Origin of the sequence: Halomonas sp. DP8Y7-1 (assembly GCF_019801685.1) — a bacterium.
Lineage (GTDB): Bacteria > Pseudomonadota > Gammaproteobacteria > Pseudomonadales > Halomonadaceae > Halomonas > Halomonas litopenaei_A.
The window spans coordinates 310,398-322,126 of the sequence record NZ_JAHVIN010000005.1 but is presented as its reverse complement, the minus strand read 5'-3'; the positions used below and the strand labels follow the sequence as shown (position 1 = coordinate 322,126).

General features: G+C 62.0%; 11 protein-coding genes. 9 read left to right on the top strand and 2 right to left on the bottom strand.

Annotated elements, in window-relative coordinates; all coding sequences use genetic code 11:
- Positions 1–66 precede the first annotated feature (66 nt).
- On the top strand, positions 67–1,263 hold the full coding sequence (locus KUV41_RS06790; RefSeq protein WP_222485171.1) for a TauD/TfdA family dioxygenase: 1,197 nt from the start codon (positions 67–69) through the stop codon (positions 1,261–1,263).
- Between the two features lie 29 nt (positions 1,264–1,292).
- On the opposite strand, the gene KUV41_RS06785 is transcribed toward KUV41_RS06790, so the two are convergent.
- A complete protein-coding gene (locus KUV41_RS06785; protein ID WP_222485168.1) occupies positions 1,293–2,198 on the bottom strand; it encodes a LysR family transcriptional regulator in 906 nt (301 codons plus the stop codon).
- A gap of 208 nt (positions 2,199–2,406) precedes the next feature.
- On the opposite strand from KUV41_RS06785, the gene KUV41_RS06780 reads away from it, so the two are divergent.
- The gene (locus KUV41_RS06780; RefSeq protein WP_222485166.1) at positions 2,407–3,483 is read left to right on the top strand and encodes a tartrate dehydrogenase; all 1,077 of its coding nucleotides are present in this window, start codon (positions 2,407–2,409) and stop codon (positions 3,481–3,483) included.
- 29 nt (positions 3,484–3,512) lie between these two features.
- On the opposite strand, the gene KUV41_RS06775 is transcribed toward KUV41_RS06780, so the two are convergent.
- On the bottom strand, positions 3,513–4,445 hold the full coding sequence (locus KUV41_RS06775) for a class I SAM-dependent methyltransferase (protein ID WP_222485164.1): 933 nt from the start codon (positions 4,443–4,445) through the stop codon (positions 3,513–3,515).
- Positions 4,446–4,647: 202 nt separating this feature from the next.
- Between KUV41_RS06775 and KUV41_RS06770 the strand changes: the two genes are divergently transcribed.
- The 7 genes from KUV41_RS06770 (at position 4,648) to KUV41_RS06740 (ending at position 11,497) form a co-directional block, all read left to right on the top strand.
- Entirely contained in the window at positions 4,648–5,217 is a 570-nt protein-coding gene (locus KUV41_RS06770; RefSeq protein WP_222485162.1) for a lipocalin family protein, read from the top strand.
- A 118-nt stretch (positions 5,218–5,335) separates the two neighbouring features.
- Positions 5,336–6,355 carry an SMP-30/gluconolactonase/LRE family protein gene (locus KUV41_RS06765; RefSeq protein WP_222483488.1) on the top strand — a complete coding sequence of 340 codons (1,020 nt, stop codon included), beginning with the start codon at positions 5,336–5,338 and terminating at the stop codon, positions 6,353–6,355.
- 738 nt (positions 6,356–7,093) lie between these two features.
- A complete protein-coding gene (locus tag KUV41_RS06760) occupies positions 7,094–8,086 on the top strand; it encodes a succinylglutamate desuccinylase (protein WP_222485160.1) in 993 nt (330 codons plus the stop codon).
- Between the two features lie 222 nt (positions 8,087–8,308).
- On the top strand, positions 8,309–9,079 hold the full coding sequence (locus tag KUV41_RS06755) for an ABC transporter ATP-binding protein (protein WP_206939928.1): 771 nt from the start codon (positions 8,309–8,311) through the stop codon (positions 9,077–9,079).
- Between the two features lie 18 nt (positions 9,080–9,097).
- Positions 9,098–9,802: an ABC transporter permease gene (locus KUV41_RS06750; protein ID WP_206939930.1), complete on the top strand. Its 705-nt coding sequence runs from the start codon at positions 9,098–9,100 to the stop codon at positions 9,800–9,802.
- Positions 9,802–10,533 carry an ABC transporter permease gene (locus tag KUV41_RS06745; RefSeq protein WP_206939931.1) on the top strand — a complete coding sequence of 244 codons (732 nt, stop codon included), beginning with the start codon at positions 9,802–9,804 and terminating at the stop codon, positions 10,531–10,533. Before KUV41_RS06750 ends, KUV41_RS06745 begins: the two co-directional genes overlap by 1 nt.
- 196 nt (positions 10,534–10,729) lie before the next feature.
- Complete coding sequence (locus KUV41_RS06740; protein WP_374107035.1) at positions 10,730–11,497, top strand: transporter substrate-binding domain-containing protein; 768 nt, start codon at positions 10,730–10,732, stop codon at positions 11,495–11,497.
- Positions 11,498–11,729: the final 232 nt, after the last annotated feature.

Here is an 11,729-nt window from a genome sequence, read left to right as displayed (position 1 = left end):
ACGGGCTCGAGCCGCCACCATGTTTCCCCTCCCTCACCTTCAACATGCCGCTTCAGGAGAGCTTCCATGCAAAGCGATGCCGTGCCGCCTCAAGCGACTGACGTCTCCCTACGCGCTGACGCGCTGATCGACATGCATGAACTCGCCCCCTACCCCGAGCGGCCATGGCTTGCCACCGTCAGCACCAGCGAATCCCACGTCAGGCTGACCTGGGAAAACGGTGACGAGGGCAGCTACCCGCTGATCTGGCTTCGTGATCATTGTGCCTGCGAGCGATGCCGACACCCGCAGACCCGGGAGCGGCTGGTGATGCCCCTTGAGGAAACGCCACGGCTGTCTGGTGCACGGGTCGTACAAGGGCAGCTGCAGCTGTCCTGGCAGGATGAGCATATCAGCCGGTTCGCCAGCGGCTGGCTGCATCAGCGCCGGCCAGGGTATTCAAGCCCGTCGCCGCTGCCCAACACGGTGGCGTGGCCCCATGGTTTCGCTGCCGAGCGTGTACGCCACTCAGACCTCGTCGCCGGCGGTGAGGGCGAACAACGGTGGCTCACCGCACTGCTGCGCGATGGCCTGGTGCTGCTGGATGACGGCCCGCTGGCCCTGGACGAAGTCAGCCGACTGGCGCAGCGTATTGGACCGCTCAGAGCGACCAACTTCGGTGCACGTTTCGACGTGGTCTCAAAGCCCAACCCCAACAACGCAGCCTATACGGCCATCGGCCTGGCGCTGCATACGGACCTGCCCAACTGGCGCCAGCCGCCGGACATACAGCTGCTTTACTGCCTCAAGAACGATGCCGAAGGAGGCGGCTCGATCTTTGCCGACGGCGTTCAGGTCGCTGAGGCATTGCGGGCCGAACATCCCGCCCACTTCACCCTGCTGGCGACAACGCCCATCGACTTTCGCTTTCAGGATGACGAGCAGGATATTGGCGTGCGCGAACCGGTCATAGACGTGGCGCCGGATGGGCGCATTCGCGAGATTCGCTTCAATAACTGGATTCGTGACACCCTCCACCTGCCGGAGGCGTTGATCGCCCCCTGGTACGAGGCCTACGCCCATTTCTGGGCGTTGCTGAACGCCCCGGAGCACCGAATCTCCCTTGAGCTCAAGCCAGGGCAGATGGTCGCCTTTGACAATCGCCGGGTTCTCCACGGTCGCGAAGCGTTCGACCCCAGCACCGGCGAGCGCCACCTGCAGGGCACCTACCTGGACCGCGACATGCTGGAGTCACGCTTGCGCGTGCTGGCCAGACAGGGCTGAGCCAGCGCCCTATTGCGCCAGCCCGCCGCTCAAGCCGGGACAGCAATGCGGTCTTCCAGTCCCTTCGCGAGAAAGTCGACCAGCGCCCGCAGTCGAGCCGGCACGTGACGGCGCTGGGCATAGACCGCGAAGAAGTCGGCCCTGACTCCCTGCCACCCCGGCAGCAGCTGGATCAGCCTTCCCGCCGCCAGGTCATCACAGACATCCCACCAGGAGCGCAGCATGATCCCGTGGCCGTCTAGCGCCAGCCGCTTGATGACTTCCCCGTCATTGCTGGCAAGGCGGCCACCGACCTTCACCGATGCCTCCTTGCCCTGGGCATCTTCAAAGCGCCACTGAGCAAAGTCACTATCGTTCTCGCGAAGCACCAGACAGGCATGGCGTTGAAGGTCGGAGACGGCGACGGGCCGTCCGTGCTGGGCCAGGTAGTCAGGTGAGGCACAGGGCACTCGACGGTTGATGACCAGCCGACGCGCGATCAGGCGCGAGTCCGGTGGCTCGCCGATACGGATCCCCAGATCGACCCCCTCCACCAGCGGCGCAGGAAAGTTCGACAGTTCAAGCGATGCCTCGATCCCGGGATGCTGGGCACAGAAATCGGATAGCAGTGGAGCCACGTGGCGGCGACCGAAGCCAAAGGTGGCATTGATGCGAATCGGCCCCGCCAGTGCGCGGCGGTCCTCCCCCAGGCTCTCTTCCAGCTCTGCCAACTCTTCCAGCAGGGCCATGCCACGGGCCAGATACCGCTCTCCCTCGGCGGTCAGGGTCCACCGGCGGGTGGTACGCGTGGCCAGCTCAACCCCCAGCCGCGCCTCGATCTGCTTGAGCCGTTTGCTCACCGCCGACAGCGACAGCCCAAGCTCCCGCGCCGTAGCCGTCAAGTTGCCTGCCAGCGCCAGCTGGCGAAAGAACGCAAGATCATCCAGTGACGCCACGCCACTCTCCACCAAGATTCAACAATGAATTGCCATAAAGCCCCATTATCCCATTCACGTAAAGGGCTACACTGGCTTCAGCGACGGCGACCTGGTCAACGTCAGGACCGCCGACCTGACGACAGACGGCCGTTCAACCCACAACCACTCGGCTGGCAGTCTCTCCACTAACAACACATCAACATCAACGCTGACAGGAGCTCGCCCCATGTCCCATCGCATTGCGATCATCGCCGGAGACGGCATCGGTACCGAAGTCATGCCAGAGGGCGTACGCGCCCTGGAGGCCGCAGCCAAGCGTTTCGATATTGCGCTCGACACCCAGACCTTTGACTTCGCCTGCTGTGACTATTACCTCGAGCACGGCAAGATGCTGCCGGACGACTGGCGTGAGACGCTGATCGGCTTTGATGCCATCTTCTATGGTGCCATCGGCTGGCCCGACAAAGTGCCCGATCACATCTCGCTGTGGGGATCGCTGCTCAAGTTTCGACGCGAGTTCGATCAGTACGTCAACCTGCGCCCCTGCCGCCTGCTACCGGGGATCAAGAGTCCTCTGGCAGGACGCGTGCCCGGGGACATCGACTTCTATGTGGTTCGCGAGAACACCGAGGGCGAGTATTCTAGCGTTGGCGGCACCATGTTCGAGGGCACTGATCGGGAAGTCGTCATTCAGGAAACCGTGATGACCCGCCACGGCGTCGACCGAGTCCTCAAGTACGCCTTTGACCTGGCCCAGAGCCGGCCTCGCAAGAAACTGACGTCCGCCACCAAGTCCAACGGCATCGCCATCACCATGCCCTGGTGGGACAGTCGCGTGGCCGAGATGGCCAAGCACTACAGCGATGTCGAGGTCGACAAGTTTCATATCGACATCCTGACCGCCAACTTCGTGATGCACCCGGACTGGTTCGATGTGGTGGTCGCCTCGAATCTGTTCGGCGACATCCTGTCTGACCTGGGGCCTGCCTGCACCGGCACCATTGGCGTCGCGCCCTCTGCCAACATCAACCCTGAGGGCACCTTCCCCAGCCTGTTCGAGCCAGTACACGGCAGCGCACCGGATATCGCTGGCAAGGGCATCGCCAATCCCATCGGCCAGATCTGGTCCGGAGCCATGATGCTCGAACACCTGGGACACAAGGACGCCGGCGACGCCATCCTCGCGGCGATCGAAGCCGTACTGGAAGACGGCGACAAGGCAGTCCTGACGCCGGATCTTGGTGGCACTGGCACCACCGAGCGACTGGGTGTTGCCATCAGCGAGCGGATTGCTCAAGGCTGAGGCCGGCGGGGCAGGCCTGATCGAACAGGTCAGCCCCGCTGCCACACGCCCTGTACCACCCTCACCCGATCGTGCTGAAGGTTGTCGAGCAGGTTACGCCCCATGTCGACAAACGATTCGCCGAAGATGGCCGCCGCGCCGGGCAGCTTGTGACGGCTGCCCTCCGTCTTGGCGGGCGTCCCCTGCGTCGTGTCAGCCTGTGGCGGTTGTTCGTGGCGTGCATGCTTGCCCCGCCATGCCAGGGCATCGGCCGTCACGTCCTCAAGCGTCAGGCATTCAAAGCCAGCGCTTTTCAGGCGCCGCTCAAGCTGAGCCAGTGACTCGAGCTGGCTATGCTCTCGGCGACTTGCCCAGGGCACCGGCAGCACCAGCGGTGAGGGGTTGTCACCGCTGACCACTTCATGCAGCAGCAGCTTGCCCTGACCGGCAAGGACTCGACACCATTCGCCGATCACCGCATCGGGGGTCGGCATGTTAAGCAGCGCATGCTGACACCAGACCGCGTCAACACTTGCGCTGGGCAGCGGCAGTTCGGCGGCATCGGCACAGATGAACCGGGTCCTGGACGACAGCCCGGTGGCACGACTGAGCCATCTGGCCACATCGATAAACTCCGACGTGACGTCAATCCCCACCACCTGGCAGTCGCCTTCAGCGGCAAGCAGGCGACTGGCACCCCCGGTGCCACAGCCAATATCCAGCACGCGGCTGCCTGCGGGCAGTTGAGCCAATCGACTCAGCCGTCGACTCGCCGCGCGGCCGCCAAGATGAAGCTGGTCGATACCCGCTATCTCGTCCAGGCTCAGCCGCTCCACATCGCAGCCTGCCGCCTGAAAGGCATCTCTCAGCCGGTCGGTCAAACGGGCATCAAGGCGGCCAGCAGGTTTGCCAGCGGGTTTGCCAGCATAGTGCTCATCAACTCTTGCCAATACCGCCTCACTACGTGACCTCGTGTCCTTCATCCCCAGGCTCCCTATTGTTTTCTGATGCCCTGTCGTACTGTCCTTCACGGCCATGCCCTGATTCTCCGTTCCCCACTGGTCATCTGACCACGCCGGTATCAGCACCGGAGTGGCGATTGGCAGAAGCCGCCCCATCCTTGGACAACATTGATACCAGAGACATACACTAGCTTTACATCATGAACGTTTCTCTGGAGTCACCATGTCTTCGCACGGACGCCGTCTTCGCTCTCTGAAACCCCTGTTTCCCCTCAGCATGCTGGCGCTGGCCGGCTGCACCGGGCTGCCTTCGGGTACCCAACCCATCAATGACTTTGCCCTTGATGACTACCTGGGGCGCTGGTACGAGATCGCTCGCTTCGATCACAGCTTTGAAGAGGGGCTGGACTGCGTGACCGCAGACTACTCGCTGCGCGACGACGGTGGCGTGCGAGTGATCAACCGCGGCGTCAACCTCGCCGAGGGCAACGTGGATGTGGCAGAAGGCAAGGCCTACCTGCTCGAGGAAGACAATGTGGGCCGCCTGAAAGTGAGTTTCTTCGGCCCCTTCTACTCAAGCTACAACATTCTGGCGCTGGACGACGCAGGACAATGGTCGTTGGTCACCGGACCAGACCGCGACTATCTCTGGGTTCTGGCGCGGAGTCCTCAGCTGGACCAGGCGACCTACCAATCGCTGGTCGAGCGCGCCGAACGCCTCGACTACCCGGTTGACGAGTTGATCAACGTCGACCAGGGCGAAGCCTGCACCGCGTATCGACAAGGGGCGTGAGCCGCCGATCAGGTCCACCAGCCCTCGTCAGAATGTATAACATACAGATGCATGATTACCTCATACGCTGAAGGGGCGGCCATGGTGGCTGCCTTTTCACTGCATGGAGGTTTCCCCAATGTCACTTGGAAGACGAGAATTTCTTGCTGCCACGGCAGCCATCGGCGCCAGCAGCTTTGCACCGTCGCTGTTCGCTCAGGCCCCCGCCCCCCAACGTTACCCGGTCGATGCATGGCAGGTGGTAGACGACCGATTCGCATCGTACAAGCTGTTCAACGCTCCGCTGGAGCGCGAATGGACAGGCGGGCTGTGGCTGGAAGGGCCTGCCTGGAACGCCGTCGGCCGCTACGCGGTGTTCAGCGATATCCCAAGAGCGCGACAGATGCGCTGGGACGAGGCCAGTGGTCAGGTCAGTGTGCTGCGTGACCACGTGGGGCACTCCAACGGCAACGCGTTCGATGATCGCGGTCGGCTGGTGGCCTGCGAACACTCCCCTGCACGGGTAGTACGCTATGAGTGGGACGGCAGCCTCAGCGTGCTGGCGAGCACCTACGAAGGCAAACCCCTGAATGCCCCGAATGATCTGGTAACGCTTCCGGGGGGCGCGATCATCTTTACCGATCCGGGTTACGGTGCTCACTCCGACTACGAAGGGCAAAAGCGTGAGCTGGAGCTGGACACTGCGATCTACTATTGGGAAGAAGGCCTGGACGAGCCTCGACGGCTGACTACCGAGCTGTTCAAGCCCAACGGCATCGCTCTGGGCCCGGACGGCACGTCCCTATACGTCACTGACACGGCCCCCTCTCACCATCCCGACCAACCTGCGACCATTACCCGCTTCACCCTGGACACCGACCAGAAAACGCTAGGCGAAGCAACGCGGCTGGTCGAGAGCAAGACCGAGGGCTACGACGGCATGTGCTGCGACGAGGACGGCAACCTGTGGGTAGGTACGTCTGGAGGAGAGGGCATCGATGGTGTCAGCGTCTTCGCCAGTGACGGCACCCTCATCGGCCGTATTCTGCTACCAGAGGTGTGCGCCAACGTCTGCTTTGTGGGTGAGAAACGCAACCGCCTGCTGATGGCTGCCAGTCAGTCGATCTACACCCTGTACACCGGTGCACGGGGAATCTAGGGCTTGCCTGAAAAGTGCCTGCGCTCGGTAATACGGCGTTAAAATCGGCTGGTACGCCAGCCCGGTCAAAATGCTCATTTACACCATGTAGACTGCGCGTTCTCACCGATTTTTGCCTTGTCCAACCTTCGCTCGTCGACGTTTCGTACAAACCCTAGACCTCCTGAGCCTAGCCCCGGCTCGCCGAAGCGAATCGGCGAGCCGGGGCGAAGGCATCGGCGAGCCTGGGCGAAGGCATCGGCGAGCCTGGGCGAAGGCATCGGCGAGCCTGGGCGAATGTAGCGGCGAGCCTGGGCGAATGTAGCGGCAAGGCCGTGAGACGCCATCACTACGCCGTGACGTCCTTGCAGCCACCCTTTACCGGTGCTCACCGGCGACGCTACACGACCTTTCATCTTCGCACCCCGGGTTTACACCAGATCGACGCCCGCCCTTGCAGCTAGCGTGAAGCGTGCCGAAGCTGGCTCAGCTCTCATCGGAACCTGCACCGGAACTGGCGTCAGAATGTGCTCCGGGCCAGCGCCACTGGATCCACATGATGGCGTGATCACCGTGAGGGCAGTGCGCTCCTCGGCGCCGGTTCGCCGGACTGGCGTCGCGTCAGCGTGCCGAGTTGGCGACGCCCAGCGGTAGGCGTCACACACCACCACCGCATACGACAACAAAGAACGCTACCCATGTTGCTTGCTCTACCTCGCCATACCCGTATGTTGTGTAGCACCACAGAGGAAGCTCGACATGCTTTCTGATTGGCTGTCGAAAAGCCTCGACGCTGCTTCCGCCTCGCTCCCGTCAGACGGCAGGATTCACGGCGGACACTACCGCATCGAAGCGCCAGGGGTGTTGCGCCTTACCCCAGACCACGTATCTCCCCACGCACGCGCCTGCGTGCTGTCAGCCGGTATCCACGGCAATGAGACGGCCCCCATTGAGCTGCTCGGAGACTGCCTGGCACGCCTTGAGGCCGGCTTCATCGAGCTGGGGGCTCCTGTGCTGGTGATCCTGGGCAACCTGGAAGCCATTCGACGCAACACGCGCTTCGTCGAGACCAACCTCAATCGGCTGTTCCGCCAAGGCCTGGACCAACCCGGTGATGAGGCCGACCGTGCGCGTGAACTGATGGCAGCGGTAGATACCTTCTTTGCTGACCACCCCCAGCTGCCACGCTTGCACTACGACCTGCATACCGCCATTCGCGACAGCCATTATCCGCGCTTCGTGGTGGCCCCCTTCGCTGACACGCTTACCGAACCACAGCAGTGGCGATGGATGGCCGGTGCTGGCATTCAGGCGGCGCTGAAGCAGCATCAGCATAGCTGGACCTTTTCCCACTACAGCAAGCACTACCATCAGGCCCAGGCGTTTACGCTGGAACTCGGCAAGGCACTGCCGTTCGGTCACAATGATCTTGCGCCCCTTGCTGCCATGGGTGATTTGCTGTTGGCCTTGCTGAGCGGACTGTCTCCGCGAGAGGGGCAGATCGCGGATTTGCAGGGCTTCGCGGTGGAAATGGAGGTCTTTCGCGAAAGCGAGGACTTTGCGCTGTGCTTTGCCGACAACACCCCGAACTTCACCGAGTTCGCGCCGGGCGAGGTCGTCGCCCGCGACGCCAAGGCCGGTGAAACGCGCATCGGCGCAACACCACTAAGCGTGGTATTTCCCAACGCCAAGGTGGAACTCGGCGCCCGTGCAGCGCTTCTGGTCGCCCCTGTTGCTCTCGACATGGACTGACCCTGCACGCTGCGATCTCCCCGATATTCTCGAGATAACAACAACTTGGAGATAACATTATGATGACCCGCCCCTCCAGATTAGACGAAGGTATAATGCTTCTGTATTTCGCTTCGTCTGCTGCGCCGACCCAAGCCTGTTAGAATCCCCCGTTTTTTCGCGCCAGCCCGCGCCATTCGGCCGGCTTACCAGGCACGGCCGTTTTTCTCTGGAGCCCGATCCATGGCTGATACACCGATTCCGCTGGAAGTGCGCAACATCAAGAAGCGCTTCGGCAACACCGAAGTGCTCAAGGGGCTGTCCCTGGAGGCCCGCAAGGGTGACGTCATTACCCTGATCGGAGCTTCCGGCTCCGGCAAGAGTACCTTCCTGCGTTGCATGAACCTGCTCGAGCAGCCCAATGAAGGCGAACTGATCGTTCATGGCGAGCAGATCCGTTTCAAGGAAACCAAGCACGGGCGGGAACCCGCCGACTGGAACCAGGTGGTGCAGATGCGCGCCAAACTGTCGATGGTGTTCCAGAGCTTCAACCTGTGGGCCCACATGACCCTGCTGGAAAACGTCATCGAAGCGCCCGTGCATGTGCTGAAGAAGCCCAGGAAGGAAGCCATCCAGCATGCCAGGGCGCTGCTTGAGCGCGTTGGCCTGGCGGAGCGCGCCGACTACTATCCCGCCCAGCTTTCCGGAGGCCAACAGCAGCGCGGCGCCATCGCCCGCGCCCTGGCCATGGACCCGGAGGTGATGCTGTTCGACGAGCCGACGTCAGCGCTTGACCCGGAGCTGGTCGGCGACGTGCTCAAGGTCATGCGCGACCTGGCCGAAGAGGGCCGCACCATGATCGTGGTCACCCACGAGATGGCCTTCGCCCGGGACGTGTCCAGCCAGGTGATCTACCTGCACCAGGGGCAGGTAGAAGAAGCCGGTCCTCCCGATGAGGTGCTGGGCAATCCCCGTTCCGAGCGACTCAAGCAGTTTCTTGCACCCAAGCGCTGAGACGGCCAGGAGAGACCCATGATTGACCTTCACGGTTACGGGCCGCGCCTTCTCGAGGGAGCGCTGGTCACCATCGAGCTGGCAGTACTGTCATTGATCCTGGCGATTGTGCTGGGACTGATTACCGCCAGCGCCAAGATGTCACGCAACTGGGTCGCCCATCGCCTGGGAACCCTCTATACCACCATCATCCGCGGTGTCCCCGACCTGGTGCTGATGATGCTGCTGTTCTTTGGCGGCCAGATTGGCATCAATATGGTCACCGACTGGCTGTATGACCGCTTCGACATCGATATCTTCATCAACGTCAACGAGTTCGTGGCAGGCGTCCTGACCATCGGTCTGATCTTCGGCGCCTATATGGGAGAAACCTTCCGCGGCGCCTTTCTGGCCGTCGACAGCGGCCAGATCGAGGCCGGACGCGCCTACGGCATGAGCCATGCGCTGGTGTTCAGGCGCATCCGCTTTCCCCAGATGATGCGCCACGCCCTGCCCGGCCTTTCCAACAACTGGATGGTATTGCTCAAGACCACCGCACTGGTCTCGGTGATCGGCCTGTCGGACATGGTTCGGGTGGCCGCCGAAGCGTCCAAGGCCACCCGGGAACCCTTCCTGTTCATGATTATCGTCGCGATCATCTACCTGCTGATCGCCAGCGTCTCGGAGTGGTTCTTCGCCAAGCTGCAAAAGCGCTATGACGTCGGTTTTGGAGGCCATGACTGATGGAATCTGTGCTCGCCTCACTGGAGGCAATGCTGGCCGACAACAGCATCTTCACCCTGGACACCCTCTCCTACTACGGTGAAGGACTGACAACAACGGTCCAACTGGTCTTCCTGTCGCTGATCGTTGGCCTGGTTGCTGCGGTCCCCCTGTCCATTGGCCGCGGTTCCAAGCGCCGGTGGATCAAGATGCCCATCTTCTTCTACACCTACGTCTTCCGCGGCACGCCGCTGCTGGTGCAGCTGTATCTTATCTACTATGGCGTCGTCTTCGTCGAGGGCATCCAGGACACCTGGCTCTGGGTGCTGCTGGAGAAGCCGTTCTTCCCGGCGCTGGTGGCGTTCTCCCTCAATACGGCGGCCTACACCACCGAGATCTTCCATGGCGCGATCAAGGCAACTCCCCGTGGAGAGATCGAAGCGGCCAGGGCCTACGGCATGCGCTACTCCCTGATGATGCGTCGGATCGTGCTGCCCAGCGCCTTTCGTCGGGCGCTACCGGCCTACGGCAACGAGGTCATCTTCATGCTCCACGCCAGCGCCATTGCCAGCGTGGTGACCATCATGGACCTGACCGGCGCCGCTCGCTTCGTCTACGCACGTTTCTATGCGCCCTTCGATGCCTTCCTGTTCGTCGCGGCCATCTACCTGTGCCTGACCTTCGCTATCCTCTACCTGTTCCGCTATCTCGAGAAGCGCTTGCTGGCGCACCTTAAGCCGGCTTCAGGCTAGAGACCAACGCCGGAGGCCAGTCCCTCCGGCGTACCTTGACGATCGTCAAACGAGCGTTGGGAACTACCGTTTCACTGCCCCCTTTTTTTCCTTCCTGACGGGGGCGTGATTCGCTAAGGTGGCATCATGCGTCCACGAGACGCCTGCCATTACCCTCCTATCAACCATCTCTCATCAACAATAAGGGTCACTCCACATGACACTGCGCAACCTTTTTACCGCGAGTCTCATCGGCACGGCGGTTCTTGCCTCCACCGCCCAGGCTGAGGTTCGTGATATTCGCATCGGCGTCGACGTTCCCTACGAGCCCATGGAGTACCGCACCCCTGACGGCGAGCTGACCGGCTTTGACATCGACCTGGGCAATGCCCTGTGTGCCGAGGTCGGTATCCAGTGCGAGTGGGTGGTGCAGGGATGGGACGGCATCATTCCTGGCCTGATGGCACGCAAATACGACGCCATCATGTCGTCCATGACGATCAACGACGAGCGTCGCGAGCAGGTGCTGTTCTCTGACCCCTACTTCACTCCGCCGTCAGCCTGGTTTGCCCCAGCCGACCTGGAGATGGGCAACCCCGATGCCGAGGCCCTCGAGGGCATGACCATCGGTGTGCAGCGCGGCACCCTGCAGGACAACTACGTCACAGACCTGTACGGCGATGTCGCTGATGTCAGCCGCTACGCCACCGCCGACGACCTGGTCCTGGACATGGACTCTGGTCGCGTGGATATCGGCTTCCTCGACTATCCGGTGGGCAAGTCCACGCTGCTGGACAGCGATGCCGGTGACTACAAGGTGGTCGGCGAGCAGATCACCGAACCGAAGGAATACTTCGGTGACGGCTTCGGCATTGCCTTCCGCCAGCGCGACGAAGACCTGGCCAAGGCCTTCAATGACGCCCTGGCCACCCTCAAGGGCAATGGCACCTATGACGAGATCCATGCCAAGTACTTTGCTGAATAAATCGTACTTTGCTGAATAAATCGTACTTTGCTGAATAAATTGTACTTTACTGGATACACAGTGCGTTGCTGAGTCACCTCACCCTGGCACTGCATGACGTCGACCCCCTGGGGTCGGCGTCAACCACCACCGATCTGGACCTGAGCTGACCTGACGTGCCTTCGCCCTTGCTCCTCCACGGCGCGATGCCCCTATCTCGCCCCCTGTCTCGCCCACTATGCCTGCCCCAGTC